General features: G+C 65.4%; 20 protein-coding genes and 1 tRNA gene. 7 read left to right on the top strand and 14 right to left on the bottom strand.

The features are described from left to right. Positions 1-330: 330 nt before the first annotated feature. The 5 genes from cas3f to LWW89_RS09485 all read right to left on the bottom strand — a co-directional run bounded on the left by cas3f (position 331) and on the right by LWW89_RS09485 (position 9050). Positions 331-3774 carry a type I-F CRISPR-associated helicase Cas3f gene (gene cas3f, locus LWW89_RS09505; RefSeq protein WP_293263741.1) on the bottom strand — a complete coding sequence of 1148 codons (3444 nt, stop codon included), beginning with the start codon at positions 3772-3774 and terminating at the stop codon, positions 331-333. Continuing rightward, the gene (cas1f, locus tag LWW89_RS09500) at positions 3771-4748 is read right to left on the bottom strand and encodes a type I-F CRISPR-associated endonuclease Cas1f (RefSeq protein WP_293263740.1); all 978 of its coding nucleotides are present in this window, start codon (positions 4746-4748) and stop codon (positions 3771-3773) included. Before cas1f ends, cas3f begins: the two co-directional genes overlap by 4 nt. 346 nt (positions 4749-5094) lie before the next feature. Continuing rightward, positions 5095-5973 (bottom strand): tetratricopeptide repeat protein, encoded by an 879-nt coding sequence (locus LWW89_RS09495; protein WP_293263739.1) that lies wholly within the window; start codon positions 5971-5973, stop codon positions 5095-5097. Positions 5974-6235: 262 nt separating this feature from the next. Continuing rightward, entirely contained in the window at positions 6236-8446 is a 2211-nt protein-coding gene (locus LWW89_RS09490) for a DUF6765 family protein (RefSeq protein ID WP_293263738.1), read from the bottom strand. Between the two features lie 519 nt (positions 8447-8965). Beyond that, positions 8966-9050, bottom strand: a tRNA-Leu gene (locus tag LWW89_RS09485). 134 nt (positions 9051-9184) lie between these two features. Here LWW89_RS09485 and queA point away from each other — a divergent pair. The 5 genes from queA to secF all read left to right on the top strand — a co-directional run bounded on the left by queA (position 9185) and on the right by secF (position 14922). After that, positions 9185-10243, top strand: coding sequence for a tRNA preQ1(34) S-adenosylmethionine ribosyltransferase-isomerase QueA (gene queA / locus LWW89_RS09480; protein ID WP_293263737.1), 1059 nt, complete (start codon positions 9185-9187; stop codon positions 10241-10243). Between the two features lie 83 nt (positions 10244-10326). Continuing rightward, positions 10327-11448 carry a tRNA guanosine(34) transglycosylase Tgt gene (gene tgt / locus LWW89_RS09475; RefSeq protein WP_293263736.1) on the top strand — a complete coding sequence of 374 codons (1122 nt, stop codon included), beginning with the start codon at positions 10327-10329 and terminating at the stop codon, positions 11446-11448. A gap of 249 nt (positions 11449-11697) precedes the next feature. After that, positions 11698-11976, top strand: coding sequence for a preprotein translocase subunit YajC (yajC, locus tag LWW89_RS09470; protein ID WP_365781390.1), 279 nt, complete (start codon positions 11698-11700; stop codon positions 11974-11976). Positions 11977-12081: 105 nt separating this feature from the next. Next, positions 12082-13956 (top strand): protein translocase subunit SecD, encoded by a 1875-nt coding sequence (gene secD, locus LWW89_RS09465; RefSeq protein ID WP_293263734.1) that lies wholly within the window; start codon positions 12082-12084, stop codon positions 13954-13956. 18 nt (positions 13957-13974) lie between these two features. Next, on the top strand, positions 13975-14922 hold the full coding sequence (gene secF / locus LWW89_RS09460; RefSeq protein WP_293263733.1) for a protein translocase subunit SecF: 948 nt from the start codon (positions 13975-13977) through the stop codon (positions 14920-14922). A gap of 127 nt (positions 14923-15049) precedes the next feature. Here the strand turns inward: secF and LWW89_RS09455 are convergent, their stop codons facing one another. Together LWW89_RS09455 and LWW89_RS09450 are read right to left on the bottom strand one after the other, a co-directional pair. Beyond that, positions 15050-17335 (bottom strand): glycosyltransferase family 41 protein, encoded by a 2286-nt coding sequence (locus LWW89_RS09455; protein ID WP_293263732.1) that lies wholly within the window; start codon positions 17333-17335, stop codon positions 15050-15052. Positions 17336-17554: 219 nt separating this feature from the next. Next, positions 17555-17938, bottom strand: a complete 384-nt coding sequence (locus tag LWW89_RS09450) for a hypothetical protein (RefSeq protein WP_293263731.1) — start codon at positions 17936-17938, stop codon at positions 17555-17557. A 198-nt stretch (positions 17939-18136) separates the two neighbouring features. On the opposite strand from LWW89_RS09450, the gene LWW89_RS09445 reads away from it, so the two are divergent. Further along, positions 18137-18847: a cytochrome b/b6 domain-containing protein gene (locus LWW89_RS09445; RefSeq protein ID WP_293263730.1), complete on the top strand. Its 711-nt coding sequence runs from the start codon at positions 18137-18139 to the stop codon at positions 18845-18847. Positions 18848-18956: 109 nt separating this feature from the next. On the opposite strand, the gene LWW89_RS09440 is transcribed toward LWW89_RS09445, so the two are convergent. From LWW89_RS09440 to purB, 4 genes are all read right to left on the bottom strand, one after another. After that, positions 18957-19415, bottom strand: a complete 459-nt coding sequence (locus LWW89_RS09440) for a cytochrome c (RefSeq protein ID WP_293263729.1) — start codon at positions 19413-19415, stop codon at positions 18957-18959. A gap of 156 nt (positions 19416-19571) precedes the next feature. Next, complete coding sequence (locus tag LWW89_RS09435) at positions 19572-19886, bottom strand: DUF2322 family protein (protein WP_293263728.1); 315 nt, start codon at positions 19884-19886, stop codon at positions 19572-19574. Between the two features lie 107 nt (positions 19887-19993). Beyond that, positions 19994-20263 (bottom strand): zinc ribbon domain-containing protein, encoded by a 270-nt coding sequence (locus LWW89_RS09430; protein ID WP_293263727.1) that lies wholly within the window; start codon positions 20261-20263, stop codon positions 19994-19996. A 22-nt stretch (positions 20264-20285) separates the two neighbouring features. Further along, positions 20286-21653 carry an adenylosuccinate lyase gene (gene purB / locus LWW89_RS09425; RefSeq protein ID WP_054620349.1) on the bottom strand — a complete coding sequence of 456 codons (1368 nt, stop codon included), beginning with the start codon at positions 21651-21653 and terminating at the stop codon, positions 20286-20288. Between the two features lie 259 nt (positions 21654-21912). Between purB and LWW89_RS09420 the strand changes: the two genes are divergently transcribed. Further along, positions 21913-22524: a glutathione S-transferase N-terminal domain-containing protein gene (locus LWW89_RS09420; RefSeq protein ID WP_293263726.1), complete on the top strand. Its 612-nt coding sequence runs from the start codon at positions 21913-21915 to the stop codon at positions 22522-22524. A 174-nt stretch (positions 22525-22698) separates the two neighbouring features. Here LWW89_RS09420 and LWW89_RS09415 read toward each other — a convergent pair whose 3' ends face one another. Genes LWW89_RS09415 through LWW89_RS09405 form a run of 3 tightly spaced genes read right to left on the bottom strand, consistent with a single transcriptional unit; the run spans position 22699 to position 23751 of the window. Further along, positions 22699-23193 carry a YajQ family cyclic di-GMP-binding protein gene (locus LWW89_RS09415; RefSeq protein ID WP_293263725.1) on the bottom strand — a complete coding sequence of 165 codons (495 nt, stop codon included), beginning with the start codon at positions 23191-23193 and terminating at the stop codon, positions 22699-22701. 12 nt (positions 23194-23205) lie between these two features. After that, positions 23206-23526: a pyrimidine/purine nucleoside phosphorylase gene (locus tag LWW89_RS09410; RefSeq protein WP_293263724.1), complete on the bottom strand. Its 321-nt coding sequence runs from the start codon at positions 23524-23526 to the stop codon at positions 23206-23208. A gap of 3 nt (positions 23527-23529) precedes the next feature. Then, on the bottom strand, positions 23530-23751 hold the full coding sequence (locus LWW89_RS09405; RefSeq protein WP_293263723.1) for a DUF2788 domain-containing protein: 222 nt from the start codon (positions 23749-23751) through the stop codon (positions 23530-23532). Between the last annotated feature and the right edge of the window lie 18 nt (positions 23752-23769).

Below are 23769 nucleotides of genomic sequence, written 5' to 3'. Positions count from 1 at the left end.
CTCCTCGTTCTCAACGAGTAGTTGGCTTCACCCGACGACGAGGTCTGATCACCTCGTCGTCTTTCCACCTCGTCGTCTTTCTGCACCAAAAAATTTAACCTAGTTATTTCTATTTGGAAAATTATAAAAAGGTATTTATTTTTCGTCTAGAGTACTAGCATGACTGCATAAAGTGCAAGTCTTTTTTAGAAACAGCCCAATTCATGCATACCGGTGCGACAATCCGGGCCACTGCTGGATTCAAGCAGCTCAGAAGTAGTTATTTCTTTCAGGGAAATCCCTTCACTGCCGGACAGGCAGCAAACGCAGAAGCCATAGGCTTCTGCGTTTTCATTTCCACGCTCGGCTGAACCCCAGCATCGGGTGATAGCGCCAGAGCTGCGGGGCCTCCTCGCCCTCAGGCAGGTCGAGGGTGCCGAAGCGGCGCGCGCAGTCGAGGGGTTCCAGGCCCATGGCATCGGCCAGGTCGAGCAGGGCCGGCAGGTAGGCGGGCACGGCCCAGGAGGCGATGCCCGGCCCCTGGGCCAGCCCCTCGTCCAGCTGGCGTAGGCGGCTGGATTCCGGACTCGGCTCCATGGCGGGGGGCTTGTGCAGTTGCCAGAAGCCAACCTGGGCGCCGTCCTCGTCCGGCAGCAGGGCGAAGCAACAGTGCTGCTGAATCTGCCGGCGAAACGGCTGCTGGCGTTGCAACGCGCCGCTCAGATGGGCAGGGGTGTTCCACCACCAATGCACCGGGTCGGCCACTTGGGCATTCCCCGGGCTGGCGCCCAGCATCAGGTCGATGAGCCGGGCGTGCTCCAGATCGGCCAGGTTGCCGTGGGGATCGAGTCCATCCCGGGGACGGATGCGGGGCCGGGCATCCACTACCGCCCATTGTTCGGGAATGAGCACCTCCCCCAGCCGGTGGCTGCGTAAGGCGAAGTCCCCGCCTTCAAAGCCAGGGCGGATGAAGGCCAGCCCTTTTCCACCCGTCATGTGGTGGCGGAAGTTGCTGTCGAGCAGGGCGATGTTGGGAGCGTCGGCCGGGCAGGAGCGCTTGCGGTGGCGCCAGACCCGGCCGGCCAGTTGGATGATCGAGCGCATCGACGAGGGTTCGACGATGGCCCAGTCGTAGTCGTGGTCGCGCCCCACTTCGGCGACGGCGGTCGCCAGGACGATGAAGAGGTGGTCGCCCTCTTCGCCCCTATCCAGGGCTTGCCGTACCGAGGGCAGGCCGAACACGGCCTGCTCGTCGTGGCGGTCCAGGGCGGCGTCCAGCTCCCGTTCGATGGCGGCGCGCACCAGCAGGGGATGGCGCGAATGGTAGGCGCACAGGTGAATGCGGTAGCCGGCAGGAGCCCCCTGCTGGAAGAGGGCCAACGCCGTGTCGAACAGGGGGTCGATGTTGGCCATGCGGATGAGGCCGAAACTAACCCGCTTACCGCTACCGGGATCGATGCCGTGATGGCGGTGGTGCATGATCAGCGCCCGGTCGCGCAACACCTCCGCCAGGCCGGCGCCCAGTTCCCCACGCCGCCGGGCCGCATCATTCGCGGTCGGTGTGGGAAGATTCAAGGGAACCAGTTCGGCCCGGCGCCGTGGCTCGCCATCGCTGGCCAGACGTTCGATGCGTCGGGCCACGAAGGCGTTGTGGCGCGCCAGGAAAGCCCCAGTAGCTTCGTCGTCGCCATGGTCGCCCTGGTCGGTACCGAATTCGTCGAACCAGGCGCAGCAGACCGCCAGCCGCTCGCCGGCCTCGCCCCGGTTGCGCTGGAATTCCCTGCGGCCGGCACAGTAGGCGAGGAACAGCCCCTGGACCAGGGCTGGCGGCAGGGTGGCCGACGACAACAGCACCCGGCTGCCGAGCATGCCGGCCCAATGGACCAGCCGCGCCAGGGCGGGCAGGTCGTCGAGGCCGAAGTCGTCCGGTTCGTCCAGCACCAGGTCGGAGGTCATCAGGCGCAGCATGGGCAGGATCTGGTGCCCGCCCCGGGTGCTCTCGCAGGCCGGCATGAGGTGGTCCACCGTGCAGACCAGCACCGGCGCATCGAGCAAGGCGGAAGCCTGGCGGCCCCGGCTGGCGGCGCGGCGGGTGCTGGCGCCACGCCCTTCTTCCCCATACCCGCTGCCCTCGGCCTCGCCCTCCCCCGCCTCTTCTTCCGCGCCGCCCTTGCGTTCCGGGTACAGCCAGTCCTTGAGGGGGCCATCCTCCAGGCTGCTCCGGTAGCGCACGTAGCTGTGCTCCGGCAGAAGATCCAATGCCGATTCGCTGCCGCTGCCGGCCGGGCCGGGTTCGGCCTTGCCCTGCTCGTGCAACGCGCGCACGGCGGCGCCCCCGACCAGGACGGCCATGTCCTCCTCGGCCAATTCGAGCCGCTTCCGGTAAGCATCGCCGGTTTGCAGGGTGAGGGTGCGCAACCCTAGGGCGACGGTGAAGCGTGTCCCCCGGGCCGGGTCTGCCAGACCATAGAGGATGCGGGCGTTGGCCAGAGTCTTGCCGCAACCGGTGGAGGCCATGTTCACGCCGAAGAAGCCCTGGGTGGCACTGCGTTCGCGCAGGGCCCCGGCCAGGTCCGCCGCGGCATTCTGCCAGCGGTAGGCCCCCGTGCTTCTGGCGCGCAGACCCATATGGCGGGCGATGCGCGGAACGCTGTACTCCAACCGGGGCAGGGCGCGCATCAGGCGGCCGGCATTGACCTCGACACCGATCAGGTGCTCGTCGAGGCGTTGGTTGAGGTAGGGTTTGCCCGCCTCGTCACGCCGAGAATTGGCATAGAGCGCCTTGGCGCCCTTTTTCAGTGGATCGCCGTAACGGGCATGGCTGGGCTGGGACGAATAGTAGTGGTCGGCCAGCATCAGGGCGAGGCGCGACAGGTGCAGGACGTAAGGGCTGGACAGCAGCCGTGCCGCTTGCTCGCCGGTCAGCCTCGGCCGGCGCAGGATGGCCTGGGCGACCATGGCGGCGTGCTGGCGCCAGTGGCGGCTGGTCAGGGGCAGGCTGTCGAAGCGCCAGCACGCCTCCGCATCCTTGTCGCTTGCCGCCCGGCTGCCGCACCAGTCGTGAGTGGTGGCGAGGGGAATGTTGTCCAGATTGCGCGCGGACAATGCCCAGGCGGGATTCGTCGCCGTCGGCAGCCGGTGATGGCTCACCACCAGCCAGCCGACGGCCCGGGCCAGTGGCGTATGCAGGGTGCGGAACGGGCCGAGGGTGCGCCCATCGTCGACCTTCAAGCAGTCGCGGACGAGCGGCTCGGCGTCGATGTCGGGATCGGCCAGACGCTCCAGCCAGGCCCGGTCGTCCTTGCCGTCTTCGCCGACGAAGGCGGCAAAGAGGCGCAGCGAAACCCATTCGTGGCGAAACGGGTCGGCCACCGGCTGGGCGCTGACGAGCTTTTTCTGGAACGCCAGACTGGCCTTGCCCAGGTCGTGGAACAAGGCCGCCAGGCGGGCCAGGAGGGCGATGTCCTCGCCGGTGTGCCAGTCGTTTTCATCGCCGCTGCGCAGGACGTCGCGGCGGGTGGTGTTGGTGGGCGTGGCGCCGCGCAGGTTGAAGCGCCGGGCGTCGCCGACGATCCACAGCAGTTCGCTGTGGTCCTTGCCCCGTATCCAGTGGCAGGCAACGGCCGTATTCTTGCGCGCCGACCGGCGCAGGAGGCGGTAGAGGGTATCCAGCCCTTGCTGGGTGATGGCCGTCCGCCAGGTGCGCTCGCCGCAGCGTTCGGCGAACTGGTCGATGACGCGACGGGTCTGGACCAGGGCGTTCTTGGTGCATTGGGAAACCAGCAGGACGTTCATTGGCCCGCCCCTCCCACCTCCAGGGCAATGGCCTTGACCGTATCGATCATGAAGTCGAGGGCCTCGGCGCGGACCAGGGTGTCGATGCAAGCTTCGCGGAAGCCCTGCTCGTCGTCGCCGCGCATGGCGGAAATGAAGGCTTGAGGTAAGACCAGGGCATCCTTCACCAGGTCGGCGATGTCGAACACCAGGCCGCCACGCCGGGTCTTGCCGTGCAGCACCGCCAAGCCATGGGGCAACCCCAGGACCCAGGCAGCCGTGGCGCCGAGACCGTAGGCCAGGTAATTGCCGTGATCGAGGAAGCGGTTGGCCGGATCGGCCCCCGCCCCGTTGCGGGTCCGGACGAAATCGCCATAGTCGGTGGCATCGCAGGCGAAGCGGAACAGCTTTTTCGTCAGGCGGGCCTCTTCGGTGAGCAGTTCGGTGTTGTCCGCCGCCAGGCCGATCTGGCGGCGCGATTCGTCCAGCGCGGATTCGAACCGCCCGGCGGGCACGGCAAACCCGGCGTCGGCCAACGCCCGGCTGCCGCCCCAGTGCTCGCGAATGCGCTCAAGCCGCGCCCGCTGCACGCGCTTGGCGGCATCGAGGCGGCGCGCATCGTCGAACCAGAAGCGCACCCAGTGTTGCAGATATTCGGTGGGCCGGTACTCGCTTTGCGGCGAGAACCAGGCCACGTCGAAGTCGACCTCGTTGGCGCTGTAGAGCGGCGTCCCGCCCCCACCGCAAAACCCCACCAGCACACCGGCCTTGGCCAGCTCGCGCATGGCCGCCTGGGTGATGGACGTGCCGGTTCCGAGCAGAACGGTCGTGGTGTTGGCAATGGGGATGTTCCAGTACAGCGACTGTTTGCCTTCGTCGGTCACGTATTCGACGCGCCCGCCATTCACCAGCACCCGGCAATGCTGGAGGTAGTAGATGTTGGCCCGCTTGGAATGCAGGATGGTCTTGAGTTCGCTGGGGGTGAAAGCGTCCATGACAGTCGGCGGCGCAAACAGGGGAAGGAGTCGCGGAATCGGCGTCGAGCCGGCGGCGGTCGTCCCCGGCGCATGCCGGCCCCGAAACCACCAGGCACCGGATATACATCCGGCTCCACGGCATTCTGGACATGCCCAAGGCATCGCCGCGGCGATGATAAGAGCATCGCACGCCCCAGGAGGCCGGGCAACCAGTGGCAAGCCATGTATCGGCCCCACCGCCACCACCGAAGGGCCGTCCATTGCGAGCGGAAGCACCGCAATGACGAAGAGGCGGACTTGCGCCCGCCTCTTCGCGCCGCTGAAATCGGCCTGGCATTGCACCAGGCCGAAAGATCAGTCCCGGTCAGTTCCAGTCGCTGCCGCCGTCGCTCCCGCCATCGTCCCAGGACGAGGTGTCGTTGACGCCGAAGTCGTTGCCGCCCAGGTCGTTGAAATAGGTGTCCTGGAAGGTGGAGCCGATGTCGGCCGGATTGCGGACCGCGCCTTCATGTGCGGTGCCCTCACGGCCGTCGATGAAGCGGTGCATCAGGGCTTCCCCCGCCACCACGCCGGCGCCCAGGGCCGCGCCGGTGGCCAGGCCGCCCATCATCCGCGAGCCGAGGCCGGGTTCTACCGGGCCGACCGGGCCATACCCCGGCGCACCGTAAGGCGCGGCCCCCGGGCCGTAGCCATAGCCCGTGCCCGCCCCCGCCGGTTGGGGGGCGCCGGCGGGGATGTAGCCGCCGCTCGGCGCCAGGCCACCCCGGCTCGCCATCAGGCGAGTCGCCAGGACGATGAAGGCGATCAGGCCGAATCCGCCGGCCACCAGCCCCCAGGGAAAGGACGCGCCGCCCGCCGCCGGGGACACCATGGATTGGACCGGCGCCATCGCCGATGTCGTGCGGGCCTTGTTCGTCGAGCCGAGCAATCCCTTGAGGTTCTGCACCGCTTCGGGCTTGGCGAAGGGCAGCCCCGGAGCCAGCCGTTCCGCCGTGGCCAGTTCGGCCGTCGCCTTGTCGAACTGGCCCTGCTTGGCCAGCAGTTCGGCCTCGACGTAATGGGCCTTGCCGCTGCCCGGGTGGGCTTGCAGCACCTCGTGCATCATCGACTGGGCCTGGGACAGGTTGCCCGACTGGGCGGCCTGGTAGACCTGGTGCAGGCTCGGCTCGTCGGCCCGGGCCATGCCGCTGGCCAGGGCGACGGCCAGCGTCATCAGCAGTCCTACGACAATGTTCTTGCGCATCGCACGCTCCTTCACGCAAAACGCCCGAATCGGGCGGCGCACGCGGCCAAGGCCGCGCCTTCGTTTCGTCACGGTGAGAAGTTAAGAGCGCGGCAGTGCGGCTTCAACGGCGGTTTTGCAACCAATTCGTAAGCCTCTGTTTCAGATTCCGCCCGCCATCGTTTCACTGGATGGGAACCTCGCGCGGATCATGCGGGGCACGAATCTTCATGCAGACCGTTTCCCCCTGGAGATTTTCCAGGGGGAAACGGCGGGCGCAACATCACGCCTTGCGGATGACCCATTCGACCTGAGGATCGGTACCACCGCTCTGTACGCCCTTGGTGGTCAACCAGACTTGGCCTTCCTGCTGGTAATACGTCAGGTAGGGTTTGTCCGTGTAGTGCAGGTTGCGAATGCGGACCACGTCGCCCGCCCGCAACTCGGCCCCCGGCGAGCCTCTCTGCTTCTCTATCGACCAGCCCTGCCGGGTTTGGTCGTAATTTTTCTTGTAGTAGTAAAGGGCCGTGGTGTCCCAGGCACCGAGATAACAGTAGTCTCCCGTGCTCGATTCCGTTGTGCGGATGGAGAAAGCACCGCCATCGCGGACCGCCTGGGTGCCGTCGCTGGCTCCGCTGCGGTTCTCGAAGACGAGGGAAATGGCCGAATCCAGAAGGCGTGGGTAGTACTGGGTGGTCAAGGCATAAGGGGCCTCCTTCATGGCTCCCAGGTAGATACCGTTGTTGGCCTGCAAGGTGAACCGGTTGCCGAAGGCAAGGACTGCCGGCTCCCGCCCGTGGCGCGCATCCTCCTGGGCTTCGGCGGCCTCAGGCAGGCGCACGATCCAGCGACTCCGCTCCGGCTGCTCTTTTCCGGTCGTCAGATAGCGATAGCCATCATTGAAGTCGTACCATTGGATGTTCTGCTGCCCGTAGCTGATGTTCTCGATCAGGATGCTATCGCCGGGGGCGATCATGTCGCCATCGCTGCCGCCGACCTTGTGCACGATCCACCCCTGTTTCTGGGTGTCGGAATCCGGGGTGTAATAGTAAAGGGCCGGGGTCGCCCAAGCGCCGAGTTCGGAATACTTGCCCGCCGCCGCTTCGGTGGTGCGGATTCGCACCTTGCAGCCTGAAACCAGCGCTGTCCTCCCCGACTCGAGGATGAATTCGAGCGTTACCCCCTTGCTATCCATGCGCGGATAGTACTGTTCCGTCGCCAGCAATGCGCCGACGAAGGCCCCCGTCGGTGACTGCAAACGCAAGGGTACGGTAACGCAGCCTTGCGCCGTGTCGATGGTGACCCCCAGGTCCTGCTTCACCACGGACGCCACCAGATCGAGGTGGCTCCGGGCCGAGCGATTGAAGCGGTAATAGTCGGTGCTGCGCTTGTCGCCAGCGTTCTTGAACCCCGCCAGCCAGCGCTCGGGATCGTAGGCCGGAGGCACGTCGAGCCCCAGGTCGGCAAGCCGCTTCTGCCACATTTTGCAACGCCGCTCGGCAGACTCCCGGCCGGCCTCGTCCCCCTGCATGACCAGTATCTCGCGCAGGACCGCTTCCTTCGCGGCATCGATCACGCTGCCTTGGGCCGCATCCAGCGGATCGAACACGGTGTTCGCGCGGATACAGCGCATTGCCCAGGTGATCTGCTTGAACGCCTTCACGTAGCAATCCGGATTGTTCTTGACTATCCATTGGCTGGACCACATCGGCTTGTAGCGGTAGGTCATCCAGGGATAGTCGGGCAGATGGCCCATGCGGCCATGGCCCAGGTAGCAGACGGAATTGGCGAACAGGCTCGGCGGCGTCGCTTCCTCACCTCGGATCAGGTCGTTGATGAGTTCGGCGTTGCTTTGGCTCCAGTCCTTGTAATAGGCACGCTTCCAGACGACCTCGGTTTCCCGGCCGTCGGCCCCGATGTTGAACACCTGCTCCGCGGCATCGTTGACGCACCAGACCGGCGATCCCGTGTAGAACATGTGGGCCCAGGTGTCGGCCAGGACATGCATGCGGATGCCGGTGAGATGAAGCAGATAGTCCTGGCCCAGGTGATGTTCCCGGATGTCGTTGACCATCTTGCCCGCCAAACCGCTGTTGGGGAGGCACAGCATCTTGAAGCTGTCCTCTTCGACCTTGCCGAAGCGCCACGTCAAGGTCGAACGGGGCCCCTCGAACACCTTCTGCTCGGGCGTTGCGCCATAGTTACCAGGCAGGAAATGAAACGCCGACCAGACCTGGCGCAGGTTGTCCAGATACGACCCGCCCCAGCGCAGCGGATTCACCTCGAAGTCCGCCAGGTCGGGGACGGTGGAATGGACGGTCGGAACCGGCCGAAAATCCGAAATGTAGTAAGCGCCGTTGCCATCGACCAGATACGCCATGGTCGAATCATCCACGTACTGTGCGGCATGGGCGATCACGACCGCCTCATCCGTCCCATGCCCCGCCAGGCGGGCCGCCGCGTAGGTTGCGTAGTAATGAAAATCGATGTCCATTCCGACCTCCACTGATGTGAGTGAGTGAAATGCCCGGAGGCATGTTCCAGTCGGATCGGCGTGTGCCGGCGATCAAACGTCCACTACGTCCCCTTTTCGCAGGCACATACCAATCCTGCGGGCCAGGGTACAGTCAAATTTATTTATTTGACATATCCAATTGGTATTGCCAGACCTATCTCAATGGGCGTATCCGTCTGACAAAACGCCGTATTCGGGGCAGTACTCAGACGCAGCGGGCTCGATGCACGTGAACGGCCCACAACGGTCTGGCGAAGACCATTGACCATTGCGCATGCGCTAAAGGCAGCGCAAAGCGGCACTAACGAGAAGGGGAAATGGGCAGAAAGCCCCCGCCGATTTGCTCTGCCCATGGACAGAACCGGGAGGGAATGGGCGCACCACCGGACAGCGTGCGCCGAAGGTGCTCAACGCAGCCAAGCAGCGAAACAACCCATTGATTTAATGGGGTATTTAGGGGTATAGTGCGCGGTTTTGCTGCATCGACGTTTCGATGCTTGGTGCCGGGAAAGGGACTCGAACCCTTACACCTTGCGGCGGCGGATTTTGAATCCGCTGCGTCTACCGATTCCGCCATCCCGGCATGGGTGGCCTGCGACGCGGGGCGCATCTGCCGGAGTTCCGGCAACGGCCCGCGGGGCCTGGCAAGGAGGCGGATTATCCAGTATCCCGCCCCGGGCGGCAAGCCGCGGCCCCATCCTTTTCGTGCACTTTTGTATGTCCCTCACCGTCGACGATTTCGATTTTCCCCTTCCGCCCGAGCTGATCGCCCAGCACCCGGCCGCCGAGCGCACCGCCAGCCGCCTGCTGCACGTGGCCGGGCCGGCCCTGACCGACCTGGGCTTTACCGACCTGCCCTCCCTGCTCGCCCCCGGCGACCTGCTGGTGTTCAACGACACCCGGGTGATCAAGGCCCGCTTTTTCGGCGCCAAGGACAGCGGCGGCGCGGTGGAGGTGCTGGTGGAGCGCATCGCCGAGCCCCACCGGGCCCTGGCCCAGGTGCGCGCCTCCAAGTCGCCCAAACCGGGCACCCGGCTGCTGCTGGAGAACAGCTTCGGCGTCACCGTCACCGGCCGGGAGGGGGAATTCTTCGTCCTCGAACTGCCCGACGGCGGGCCTGATTTCTGGCAACTGACCGAGGCCCACGGGCGCCTGCCCCTGCCCCCCTACATCACCCACGGCGCCGAGGCCGAGGACGAATCCCGCTACCAGACGGTCTATGCCCGCGCCCCCGGTGCGGTGGCCGCCCCCACCGCCGGGCTGCACTTCGACGAGGCCCTTCTGGGGCGGCTCAAGGCGATGGGGGTGGAGCAGGCCTTCCTCACCCTGCACGTGGGAGCCGGCACCTTCCAGCCGGTGCGGGTAAGCAACATCGCCGACCATCACATGCACAGCGAGCGCTTCGAGATTCCCGCAGCCACCGCCGAGGCCATCGCCGCGACCCGCGCCCGGGGCGGCCGGGTGGTGGCGGTGGGCACCACCAGCCTGCGCGCCCTGGAATCCGCCGCTCTGCAAGGCCGCCGGGAAGACGGCACGGTGCCGGCCGGGGGCGCGGAAACCGACATTTTCATCACCCCGGGCTACCAGTTCCGGGTGGTGGACCGGCTGGTCACCAACTTTCACCTGCCCAAGTCCACCCTGCTGATGCTGGTGGCCGCCCTGGCTGGGTTCGACACCATCCGCGCCGCCTACGCCCACGCCGTGGCGCAGCGCTACCGTTTCTTCAGCTACGGCGATGCCATGCTGTTGGAGCGGGCGGCCCCGCCCCGGGCGTAAGCCGTTCAGTCCACTCGCCCCGCCCTGCGCAGACCACCGCCTTCGCCCGATATTTTTTCCAGTTTCCCCGTCTTTCCGCTCCCATGTCCGACAAGAAATTCGAACTCCTCGCCACCGACGGCCGCGCCCGCCGGGGCCGCCTGACCCTGCCCCACGGGGTGGTGGAAACCCCGGTGTTCATGCCGGTGGGCACCTACGGCACGGTCAAGGCCATGACGCCCCAGGCCCTGCGCGACATCGAGGCCCAGATCTGCCTGGGCAACACCTTCCATCTGTGGCTGCGCCCGGGGCTGGCGGTGGTGCGCGCCCACGGCGGCCTGCACGGCTTCATGGGCTGGGAAAAGCCGATCCTCACCGACTCCGGCGGCTTCCAGGTGTTCTCCCTGGGCGCCCTGCGCAAGATCACCGAGGAAGGGGTGAAGTTCGCCTCGCCCATCGACGGGGCCAAGCTGTTCCTCACTCCGGAGGAGTCGATGCGCATCCAGACGGTGCTCAACTCCGATGTCGTCATGATCTTCGACGAATGCACCCCCTACCCGGCCAGCCACGACGAGGCGGCCAAGTCGATGCGCCTGTCGCTGCGCTGGGCCAAGCGTTCCCGGGAAGAATTCGACCGCCAGGAGAACCCCAACACCCTGTTCGCCATCGTCCAGGGCGGCATGTACGAGGACCTGCGCGACGAGTCCCTGGCTGCCCTGCAAGACATCGGCTTCTTCGGCTTCGCCATCGGCGGCCTGTCGGTGGGCGAACCCAAGGAGGACATGGAACGCATCCTGGCCCACACGGCGCCGAAGCTACCGGCGGACAAGCCCCACTACCTGATGGGCGTGGGCACGCCGGAAGACATCGTGTACGCCGTGGGCGAAGGCATCGACATGTTCGACTGCGTGATGCCCACCCGCAACGCCCGCAACGGCCACCTGTTCACCCGCTACGGCGACGTCAAGATCAAGAACGCCCGCTACCGGGAGGACACCCGGCCCCTGGACGAGTCCTGCGACTGCTACGCCTGCCGCAATTTTTCCCGGGCCTACCTGCACCACCTGTTCCGCACCGGCGAGATTCTCGGTTCCATGCTCAACACCATCCACAACCTGCGCTACTACCAGGTATTGATGGAGGAAATCCGCGCCGCCATCGCCGCCGGCGAATACGACGACTTCCGCCGCCGCTTCGCTGCGGAACGGTCCCGGGGACCGGCGTAAAACGACGGCTGGCGGCGCGCGGCCGCAGCCCCCTTGCAATCGGCCCGCCCGCCCCCAATTACATACGGTTAATCAAGGTCCGGCACTGCCGGTGATACACTTCCAGACTTAAATTTTTGCCGGTCCGGCCCGATTTTCGCGGCCTGGCCCCACCTTTTAGCCAATTACCAGAACCGGAGAACCCCAGTGCTGATTTCCCTCGCCCACGCCCAGACCGCGGCCGCCCCGGCCGGTCCCGCCGACAGCTTCATGCAGCTGCTGCCCATCATCCTGATGTTCGTCGTGCTGTGGTTCCTGATGATCCGGCCCCAGATGAAGCGCGCCAAGGAACAGAAGGCCATGGTCGAAGCCCTGCAAAAGGGTGACGAAGTGGTGACCCAGGGCGGCATCGTCGGTCGCATCGCCAAGGTGGGCGACAACTACATCCACCTGGAAGTGTCCGAAGGCAAGGACGGCCCCGTCGAACTGGTGGTGCAAAAAGGTGCCGTGCAGGTGCTGCTGCCCAAGGGCACGCTGAAGTCCCTGTAAGCGGGACGAAACCGGGGGCGCCGCAAGCGCCCCTTTCGCTTTTTTGCCGCCCCCGTCTTTCTTCCCCGCCCTCCTCCTGCCGGCTCCCTGTCTCGCATTGAAACCATGAACCGCTACCCGCTCTGGAAATACATCACGGTGGCTGTGGCCCTGTTGCTGGGCCTCATTTACACCCTGCCCAACTTCTTCGGCGAATCCCCCGCCGTGCAGGTGTCCTCCGCCAAGGCCACCCTTAAGCCCGACGCCCGGCTCGAAGCCCAGGTCCAGGACATCGTCAAGGCGGCGGGTCTCAACGCCACCGGCATCCAGCTCGACGCCAACAGCGTCAAGATCCGTCTGGCCGATACCGATACCCAGCTCAAGGCCAAGGACGCCCTGGAGAAGGCCCTCAACACCGATCCCCAGGACCCCCAGTACGTGGTGGCCCTGAACCTGCTCTCCGCCTCGCCCCAGTGGCTCACCAGTCTGCACGCCCTGCCCATGTACCTGGGCCTGGACCTGCGCGGCGGTGTGCACTTCCTGCTCCAGGTGGACATGAAGGGGGCCGTGACCAAGCGCCAGGACTCCCTGGCCGCCGACCTGCGCACCCTGCTGCGCGACAAGAACGTGCGCCATTCCGGCATCAACCGGGAAGGCGACCGGGTGGTCGTCCGCTTCCGCGACGAGGACACCCGCACCGCCGGCCGCCGCGCCATCGAGGATGCCCAGCAGGATCTGACCCTGGCCGACGGTACCAGCGGCAGCGATCTGACCCTGACCGCTACCCTCAAGCCCGAGGCCATCAAGCGCCTGCAGGAATTCGCCCTCAAGCAGAACATCACCACCCTGCACAACCGGATCAACGAATTGGGCGTAGCCGAACCGGTGATCCAGCAGCAGGGCGCCGACCGCATCGTCGTGCAACTGCCCGGCGTGCAGGACACGGCCAAGGCCAAGGACATCCTGGGCCGCACCGCCACCCTGGAAATCCGCATGGTGGACGACACCCCGGGCGCCCTGGACGCCGCCCTGGCCGGCCAGGTGCCTTTCGGCACCGAGCTGTACAAGGAACGCGGCGGTCTGCCGCTGCTGGTGAAGAAGCAAGTGGTGCTGACCGGCGACCGTCTCACCGACGCCCAGCCGGGCTTCGACGGCCAGACCCACGAGCCCGCCGTGCACCTCACCCTGGACGCCGCCGGCGCCCGCATCTTCCGCGACATCACCCGGGAGAGCGTGGGCAAGCGCATGGCCATCCTGCTCATTGAAAAGGGCAAGGGCGAAGTGGTCACCGCCCCGGTGATCCGCACCGAAATCGGCGGCGGCCGGGTGCAGATTTCCGGCCGCATGAGCACCGAGGAAGCCAACGACACCGCCCTGCTGCTGCGCGCCGGCTCCCTGGCCGCGCCGATGGACATCGTCGAGGAACGGACCATCGGCCCGTCCCTGGGCGCCGAGAACATCAGCAAGGGCTTCCACTCCACCCTGTGGGGCTTCGCCGCCATCGCCCTGTTCATGATCGTGTACTACCAGGTGTTCGGCCTGATCTCGGTGACTGCCCTGGCCTCCAACCTGCTGCTGCTGGTGGCCCTGCTATCGCTGCTGCAAGCCACCCTGACCCTGCCCGGCATCGCCGCCATCGCCCTGACCCTGGGCATGGCCATCGACGCCAACGTGCTGATCAACGAGCGGGTGCGCGAGGAACTGCGCGCCGGGCTGCCGCCCCAATCGGCCATCGCCGCCGGCTACGAGCGCGCCTGGGCGACCATTCTCGACTCCAACGTCACCACCCTGATCGCCGGCGTGGCCCTGCTCATCTTCGGCTCCGGCCCGGTGCGCGGCTTCGCCGTGGTGCACTGCCTCGGCATCCTCACCTCCATCTTCAGCTCCGTGGTCATCTCCCGCGCCATCACCAACCTGGTGTACGGCCGCAAGAAGAAGCTGGAGAAGGTGCATATCGGCCAGGTGTGGAAACCCGGCAACTCCACCGCCGTCGCCAAGTAAGCCCGGGAGAACGATCTCATGGAATTTTTCCGCATCAAGAAAGACATCCCCTTCATGCGCCATGCGCTGGTGTTCAACGTCATCTCGTTGCTCACCTTCGCCCTGGCGGTGTTCTTTCTCGCCCACCGCGGGTTGCACCTGTCGGTGGAATTCACCGGCGGCACCCTGATCGAGGTCAAGTACGAGCAGTCCGCCGACCTGGAAGGCATCCGCGGCGCCCTGGGCAAGGCCGGCTATTCGGACTTCGCCGTGCAGAACTTCGGGTCCAGCCAGGACGTGCTGATCCGCCTGCCACTCAAGTCCGACCAGCAGAGCGCCCAGATCGGCCAGCAGGTGATGGACGTGCTCAACGCCGGCGTACCCGGCGCCAACCTCTCCCGCGTCGAGTTCGTCGGCCCCCAGGTGGGCCGCGAACTGGCCGAGAACGGCGCCCTGGCCCTGCTGCTGGTGATCGTCGGCATCGTCATCTACCTGGCGGTCCGCTTCGAGTGGCGCTTTGCCGTCTCGGCGATCATCGCCAACCTGCACGACGTGGTGATCATCCTGGGCTTCTTCGCCTTCTTCCAGTGGGAATTCTCCCTCTCGGTGCTGGCGGCGGTGCTGGCGGTGCTGGGCTACTCGGTGAACGAATCGGTGGTGGTGTTCGACCGGGTGCGCGAAACCTTCAAGAAGGTGCGCGGCCTGGCCACGCCCCAGGTGCTCGACCACGCCATCACCAGCACCATCTCCCGGACCATCATCACCCATGGTTCGACCCAGATGATGGTGCTGTCGATGCTGGTGTTCGGCGGCGAGACCCTGCACTACTTCGCCATGGCCCTGACCATCGGCATCTGCTTCGGCATCTACTCGTCGGTGCTGGTGGCCAGCCCCCTGGTGATGTGGCTGGGCGTCTCCCGCGAACAGTTCATCAAGCCCCCCAAGGCCAAGGACCCCAACATGACCGAGGACGGCGCCTGCGTCTGAGCCTTCCGGTCTTGCACCAAAGAAAAAGCCGCGCCACTCAATGGCGCGGCTTTTTCTTTGCCTGTTCAGCATAGGAAGGTGCGGTACACCTCCGCTCGAGACGGTCAGCCTCCTGGTGCCCGCAACCTCACGACACAGTCAGATGTTCAGCCGGTAGCCCTTGCTGGCAACGCTGCCATGCTAGCTCGAGCCCTTGGGAAACAGCGCTGGCAAATGCCGCGCTGTCGAACAAGGGAGAAGTAAGACGCTGGCTGGCCAGGCGGTTCCTCAAGAGCGCAAGATGCGCCCTATTCCGGGCCAGGGCGAGCAACATGGCCTCATAAGCCGCTTCCCCCTCGGCCACCAGTTCCGGCAGGCCGGCAGCTTGTACCACGCTGGCGGATACTCGGGAGACGAAGGTATCGCCGCAGCAGGCCGCTTGGGGAACCCCAGCCCACAGGGCGTCGCTGGCCGTGGTGTGGGCATTGACCGGGTAGGTATCCAGGGCAAGGTCGGCGCATGCCATCCTGCCCAGGTGATCGGCCAGTGGCATGCGCGGCGCCCAAATGAGACGCCCTTCGTCCACACCGGCCTCCGCCGCCGCCTGCAGCAGGCCAGACTTGGCCACAGAAGGCAGGTCGAGCAGCCACAGCACGGCGTCAGGCACCTGCTGCAGCAGACGCATCCACAGTGAAAATACCGCCCGGGTAATCTTGTAAGGCTGGTGGAACGCAGCCAGGACCCAAGCATCCTCGGGCAATCCCAACGCACGGCGGCCAGGGTTCTGGCCTATTTCTCGGTGGCAATCGTTGGGCTGGTAGCAATGGGGCAGACGGAGAATCCGTTCGGAGTAGCCAGCCTCGGCCCCGACGGGAATGACCACCGGGTCGGCAATGATGTAATCGATCCACGGTGCTCCCATGGTTCCCGGAAAGCCTAGCCACTGCATCTGCAACGCTGCCGGGCGTTGCGCCAGGACGGGGGCGCGATACCCCTGCGTCCATCCCTTGAGGTCGATGGCAATATCGATCCGGTCCGCACGAATCCGGTCCGCCACCTGGGAATCGGACAAGGCCCGGATATCGACCCATTCCGGGATGACCTGGCGGAGGCGCTGCCGATAGGCATCCGGTTGGTCCGGACTGAAGTCGTAGGCAACCAGTTGGAAGCGACCAGGATCGAGTGCCTCCAGCACGCCGACCATCAGGTGTGCAGTCGCATGATCGCGGAAATCCGACGAAAGCAGGCCGACGCGCAATGCCTTGCCGGAAGTTAAGTGCGCGCCCCCTACCGGCGGACAAGTAGTGGACGGTGCGCAACGGGAAGCAAAATGCTGTGCCACCCGCAACTGTTCGCCGGCCGAGGTTCCAGGAGTCGTGAGATATGCAAATGGAGAAACAAGCAGCCCACCCTGCGCCATCAGGGCATCGGCGGAGGCCAACTGCTCGCCCATCGCCGCCTCGAGAAGCTCCGCCCCCTCCCAATCCACCATCTGACGGCAGGCATGGGCGGCCAGCAGCAGCCAGTCAGCCCTGGGAGTGCGTTGCACGGCCTCGATGAAGGCCCCTCTTGCCGTAACTTGGTCGCCCAGATCCGCACTGACACAGCCAAGGTTATAGAACGCCTGGTCGTAATCCGGATCGAGCTCCAGGGCACGCAAGAAAACCGCCTTCGCTTCCTCGAACGCACCGGCCTCACGCAAGGCGGTGCCCAGGTTGTTATGCGCCATGGCCCATTCTGGCTTCAGTTCCACGGCCCGGGTGCCGGCAGCCACGGCTTCTTTGAGAGCCGTCCGGTTCTGCAATGCGACAGACAGATTGGACCAGGCCAATGCGTTGCCTGGATTGAGATCGACGGCCTTCTGCAACCAGCTTTCCGCCTCAGCATCCTCACCGGCCTGAAGTAGCAAGCCTCCCAGCATGCCCATGGCGGCATCGTCATCCGGCAGGGAGGCGACATTGAAACGACAAAATGCCAACTGCACGCTGGTGTCGCCCAATTCCAGCACAAGCTCACGACAAAGCTGCGCGAGAATTCTATCCCCGGGAGCACGCTCGAACGCCAGCCAGAACTGTTCCAGGGCCTCAGCCTTGCGCTGCCACGCCAGGTAGGCACACCCCAGGTTGTAGCGGTGAGTGGAGGCATCGGGTTGCAGTTCGATGGCCCGTCGATGCACCGTTACTGCTTCATCGAAACGCCCGGAATCCGCCAGGGCGTTGCCGAGATTGCTGAACGTCTGGGCATCTTCGGGAAGAAGGCGGGCAGCTGCCTGCAATGCATCCACCGCCGCTGCAGCCTCTCCCTTGGCATGGAGGGCACTGCCCAGCAGCTTGTGGAGCACACCGTTACCGACATCCCTGGCAAGCAGCCCCCGTGCCCCGGCAACCACCTCATCGTAGCGTCCGGCAGAAAAAGCCCGGACCAAGGGGGTCAAGGCTTCAAGTGGAGGAGTGGTGGAAGAAGCGGCGGGGCGAAAAGAGGCGGGCATATCCGGCGGCGAAGGAGGAAAGGTAATGGCCCTTATGGGCAAAAGCCCTCTCCAAACAGAAGGCAAAGCCGGAGTCTAGCAGGCCCCCCGCTCCCCTACCCCCGTGATGATTGCCATGCGCCGCGCTTCAGGCAGCTTGCTCCTGCACACACGTTGGCCAGCAAGTCACCGTGCCACGTGCCAGACGTTGGCCATGCCCTCGCCGCCGGCATCGCCGGGGGCCTTGTCCTTGCTCCAGTAATACAGGGGCTTGCCCTTGTAGGCCCATTGCTGGCGGCCGTCGTCGCGGGTGACCAGGGTCCAGGCCCCCATTGGCTTGGCGCCTGCCTCGGCGTAGAGCGGCGGCCAGTTGGTGGAGCAGGGGCCGATGCAGGTGCTCTTCGAGCCGTCCGCCGGGTCCCGGTCCAGGGTGTAGAGGGTCATGCCGTTGGCCCCGACCAGCATGCCGCCCTGCAAGCGGGCGGGCGCCATGGTGTCGCCGGGGGTGGCACAGGCGGTCAGGGACAGCAGGCTGGCCAATGCCAGCCCGTACAGATGCGTGCTTTTCATGATGACGTTCCTCATTGGCTGCGTGGAGGTCGGTCCGCCATGCCTGGCCACGCCCGGCAGGTGGATCGCCGTGCTGCGCTTGGTGCTTGGTGCAATGTGATTGGGCAGCCGCCCCCTTGGGATGTTCCACGGGGTCACCCACCGGCTTCGCGGTAAACTGAACCAATGAACCGTCTTTTTCATGGGAGAAACCGGCCGATGAGCGCGCAACGCATCTACCTGTGGGACCTGCCAACCCGCCTTTTCCACTGGCTGCTGCTGGCCGCCTTCGCGGCGGCGTTCATCACCGGTCAGATCGGGGGCAACCTGATCGTCTGGCACGGCCGCCTGGGCGTGCTAATTCTCGGCCTGGTGGTGTTCCGCCTCATTTGGGGGGTGATCGGCTCCACCTACGCCCGCTTCAGCCAGTTCGTCGCCGGCCCGGGCGCCATCGCCCGCTACCTGCGCGGCCAGTGGCAGGGCATCGGCCACAATCCCCTGGGCGCCCTGTCGGTGCTGGCCCTGCTCGGCCTGGTGGGCATCCAGGTGGGCACCGGCCTGTTCGCCAACGACGACATCGCCTTCACCGGCCATCTCTACGCCCTGGTGGATGCCGGACTGTCGAACCGGCTCACCGGCGTGCACAAGCTGCTGTCCAACCTGCTCATCGCCCTGGTGGTCGTCCACGTACTGGCGGTGGCCTACTACCGCCGGGTGAAGCGGCACGACCTGCTGACCCCCATGGTCACCGGCTGGAAGCACGATGCGCCCGCCCACAGCCGCTCGGCCCAGGGTGGCGGTCCCGTGGCCTTCCTGGCCGCCGCCGCGATCGCCGGCGGCGTGGCCTGGGCGGTGGGCAGTGGCTGGGCCAGCCAGACCTTTTCCCCTCCCCCGCCGCCCCCTGCCGCGGTGGAAACGCCCAGCTGGTAGGCCCCGCCACAGCGGGCAGCAACGAAAAAGCCGCCGGATATCGGATATCCGGCGGCTTTTTCGTTTTCGGCGGCAGCCGGCAGCCTGATGGCCGCCGTCCGGAACAGGATCAGTCCTTGCGGAACTTGTCGTGGCAGCCCTTGCAGGTCTCGCCGGTCTTGCCGAACTGGGCCTTGATCGCAGCCACGTCGCCAGTGGCAGCCACCTTCTCCAGCTCGTTGGCGGCGGCGCCGAAGGCGCGGGCCAGCTTGCCGGCCTCTTCCTGCTGGGCGAAGAACTCGGACTTGAGGCGGGTTTCCTTCCAGCCAGCCCCCTTGTCGCTGCCCGGCACGTACAGGGCGCCCATGCCGGAATTGGCCACGGTGGCGATGGCGCGGGCGGCGTTGGCCACCTGTTCCTTGTTGAAATTGCCGTCCAGGTTGGCCTTGATCTTGCCCATGTTCCAGGCCAGGAAGCCGTAGGCGGACTGGCGGAACTTGATGGCATCCTCGGTCTTCATCTGGGCGTGGGCGCCGGCGGTGCAGGCAAGGCAGACGACGGCGCAGGCGATGCGGGAGAGCAGCTTCATTGTTTTATGACTCCTGTTGGGCCCCGAAGGGGTCGATGGACGATCGGTCCGCGCCCGCCGGGAGCACCGGCGGGGCAGCGGGACCATTATTCCATGATCCTAGCGGGCAGCATGTAACCGAGGTTACAGAGCCGCCCCGGCCCGCAGCCTGCGGCCTTACTCGGCGAAGACGTGCTTGATGCGCAGGGTGATGCCGGTTTCGATGATCTGGAGCAGGCGGTCGATGTTGGGGTGCTTGCCCGGATTGGCACGGGCGTCCTCGGTGTGCTCGGCGTAGATTTCCAGGCCCTTCTGGGCGGCCTGGGGGGTGATGGCGCCGTAAGTCTGGGCCAGGTGGTTGTACACCGCCACGGAGCCGGCGCTGCCCGGCTTGTTTTCGAGCAGGGCCACGGCGTTGCCGTCGGCGTCGAGCAGGTTGATGGCGGCCAGGTGGGAAATGCCGGGGAGCTTTTTCAGGTTGTCAGCAAACATCGTTTCGCGGCGACAAAGGTCGAAGAAAGAAGTCGAAGAAGAAGCGACGGAGCTGAAACGGCCCCGTCCGGGGATATGGGAGCAGGCCGGCCCCAGGGCCGGTGGCGTCAGCGTCGCCGGGCCAGCCCGAGGACGAGGCCGGTGGCCACGCCGGCGAACACCAGCGACAGGACGATGCCAGGCACGCCGCGCTGGTGGCCCATCAGCCACCACACCAGGGCACCGCCCAGAGCGCCGGCGGCGCCGCCGATCAGGGCGCCGCGCAGCCCCGCCGCCCGCAGGCGGCGCAGGCGATCCTCCGGCGCCTCGTCACCCGCGCAGTGGGGGCAATAGAGGGCGTCGGCGGGTACGTCGTTACCGCATTTGGGGCAGCGCATGGCGGAATTGGCGGCCGTTGCGTCAGATGCGCTTGGCCAGCTCGGCGGCCTTGCCGGTGTAGTCCCAGGGGGTGAGCTTGAGCAACTCGGCCTTGGCGGCCTCCGGGATTTCCAGGGTGGCGACGAAAGCCTGCATGCCCTCGCGGGAGACGCGGGTACCCCGGGTCAGCTCCTTGAGCTTCTCGTAGGGGTTGGCGATGCCGTAGCGGCGCATCACGGTCTGGATCGGCTCAGCAAGCAGTTCCCAGTTGGCGTTGAGGTCGTCGTGCATGGCCTGGGCGTTGGCTTCCAGCTTGTTCAAGCCGCGCAGCAGGGAATCGTAGCCGAGCAGGGCGTAGCCGAGGCCGACGCCCATGTTGCGCAGCACGGTGGAGTCGGTCAGGTCGCGCTGCCAGCGGGAGATCGGCAACTTCTCGGAAAGGTGCTTGAGCACGGCGTTGGCCAGGCCCAGGTTGCCCTCGGAGTTCTCGAAGTCGATCGGGTTGACCTTGTGCGGCATGGTGGAGGAACCCACTTCGCCGGCCTTGACCTTCTGCTTGAAGAAGCCCAGGGAAATGTAGCCCCACACGTCCCGGTCCAGGTCGATCAGGATGGTGTTGGCCCGGGCGAAGGCGTCGAACAGCTCGGCCATGGCGTCATGGGGCTCGATCTGGATGGTGTAGGGGTTGAATTCCAGCCCCAGGCTCTCGACGAAGCGCTTGGCGAAACCTTCCCAGTCGTAGCCGGGATAGGCAGCCAGGTGGGCGTTGTAGTTGCCCACGGCACCGTTGATCTTGCCGAGCAGGCCGACCTGCTCGATGCGGCTGCGGGCACGGGTCAGGCGGTACACCGTGTTGGCCAGCTCCTTGCCCATGGTGGACGGCGTGGCGGGCTGGCCGTGGGTGCGGCTCATCATCGGCACGTCGGCCAGCTGGTGGGCCAATTCGCGCAGGCGGGCGATGACCTTGTCCAGGGACGGCAGCAGGGCCTCTTCCCGGGCCAGTTTGAGCATCAGGGCGTGGGACAGGTTGTTGATGTCCTCCGAGGTGCAAGCGAAGTGGATGAACTCGCTGACCTTGGTGACCTCGGCGTTGGCCTTGGTCTTGTCCTTGATCCAGTACTCCAGGGCCTTCACGTCGTGGTTGGTGGTGGCCTCGATGTCCTTCACCGCCTGGGCGTCAGCTTCGGAGAAGTTGTTCACCAGGGCGTCCAGCTCGGCCACGGTGGCGGCGGAGAAGGCCGGAATCTCGGCAAAGTGGGGTTCGGCCGCCAGGGCCTTGAGCCACTCGATCTCGACCTTGAGACGGTGACGGATCAGGCCGTATTCGGAGAAGGCGGAGCGCAGGGCGTCAACCTTGGCGGCATAGCGACCATCGAGGGGCGAGAGGGCCGTGAGGAAACTGGCGGGCATAGGGAACATCCAAGAAAACGGAAGGATCGTGGCGACAATCGGAGAGACAAGCGAAGAAATTCAGCTTCAAGTCAGGTAAGCTGGCACCATTTTGGTGCGCGCTCCGGTCATCAAAGCTTTGTATTTTATCACGCACCCTTTGTGCACATCCCGTTAGCTAGGCGGGTCCGGCCGGTGCGGCACGGGGCGAATGCTATACTTTGCCCCTGTTGTTCATCCGGCTCGACCTCTCGCCCGAGAAACCGACAAGAAGAGAACCATGAAGCTGTTCGGCACCCATACCAGCCCCTACGCCCGCAAGGTGCGTATCGTCCTGGCCGAAAAGAAGATCGATTACGACCTGGTGATCGACGTCCCCCGCTCTCCCGACAGCGCTGTGCCCGTGCACAACCCCTTGGGTCGCATTCCCGTGCTGGTGCTGGACGACGGCACCCCGGTGTTCGATTCGCCGGTGATCGTCGAATACCTGGACAACGTCACCCCCAACAACAAGCTGATGCCCCAGCCCAACCGGGAACGAATGGAAGTGAAGCGCTGGGAAGCCCTGGCCGACGGCCTGCTCGATTCGGCCGTAGCGATCCGCAACGAATCCCTGCGCAAGGCCAAGGAACAGAACGTCGAGTGGATCGCCCTGCACAACCAGGCGATCACCCGCACCCTGACCTTCATGGCCGACGAACTGGGCGACCTGGCCTACTGCATGGGCACCCACTTCGGCCTGGCCGACATCGCCGTGGGCAGCGCCCTGGGCTACCTGGACTTCCGCTTCCCGGAAATCGCCTGGCGCGAAGCCCATCCCAACCTGGCCCGGCTCTACGAGAAGCTGGAACAGCGCCCCTCGTTCCAGGAAACCGCCCCCCGGGACGCCTGATTCCACGGGCCTCTCCGGACCTACCCCTCGGATCGCCGCGCCTGGCGCGGCTTTCCAGGCAGACGCCCCGGAGATCGGCGCCCCGCCTGGATTTCCAGCCGGGGGCAACAAAAAAGCCCGTCGCAATGACGGGCTTTTTTGTTGCGGCGGCCGGGCCGAGACCCAGGCCGTGGCTCAGTCGCGGAAGTTGCCGTACTTGATGGGGAAGTCGGTGATCGACTTCTTCACCAGGGTAATGGTTTCCTGCAGGACGTCGCGCTTGGCGCCGGTGACGCGCACCGCGTCGCCCTGGATGGCGGCCTGGACCTTGAGCTTGGAGTCCTTGATCAGCTTGACGATTTTCTTGGCCAGCTCGCTCTCGATACCGATCTTGATCTTGAGCTCCTGCTTGACCTTGTCGCCGGACACCTTCTGCACCGCCTGGGCGTCCAGGCGCTTGGTGCAGTCGGGCTCCTTCTTCTCCATTTCGGGGAAGAGGATGACCTTGACCTGGTCGAGCTGGAAGTCCGAGTCGGCATAGACCGTGACGATCTTGTCCTTCTCGTTCATCTCGACCTTGGCGCTGGTGCCCTTGAAGTCGTGGCGGCCGACGATCTTCTTGCCGGTGGCGTCGATGGCGTTCTTGAGCGCCACCATGTCCACTTCGGAGGAAAAGTCGAAAGACGGCATTCGACCCTCCGCTCAGCCGAAGTAGCAGACGTAGTGGTAGGGCTCGACCACTTCGATGTCGAAGCTGGAGTCGCCCGGCACGTTGAAGGCCTGGCCCGGGCCGGAGGTCTTCCATTCGGTCTCGCCCTTGAGGCGATAGCGGCAGGAGCCGGCCACGGTTTCCATGACTTCCGGGGCACCGGTGTTGAAGGTCAGGGAGGCGGGCAGGATCACGCCCACAGTCTTCTTCGAGCCGTCGGCGAACAGCACGGTGTGGGAGATGCACTTGCCGTCGAAGTAGACGTTGGCCTGCTTGACGACGGAAACGTTGTCGAATTGGGTCGCTTGGGACATGGGTCAGATTCCCCAGATTTTCTGAATGATGGTTTTGGCGATGAAGCCGAGCATGCCGAAGGCCAGGACGAAGAAGAGCACGAAGGTGCCCGTCTTGCCGGCCTTCGACTTCCAGGCGATCTCGGCGATGATGAACAGCATGAAGAGGATGAACAGCCCGATCCCGAAGGTCGAACCGAAATCCGAAATCTGCTCTTCCGTGAAGCCGAACAGGGTTCCTTCCACCGGGCTACCTCTTCTCCG

The organism is Oryzomicrobium sp. (genome assembly GCF_021287045.1).
Classification (GTDB): Bacteria; Pseudomonadota; Gammaproteobacteria; order Burkholderiales; family Rhodocyclaceae; genus Oryzomicrobium.
The sequence above is the reverse complement of the archived record's forward strand: the minus strand, read 5'-3'. Positions and strand labels throughout refer to the sequence as shown.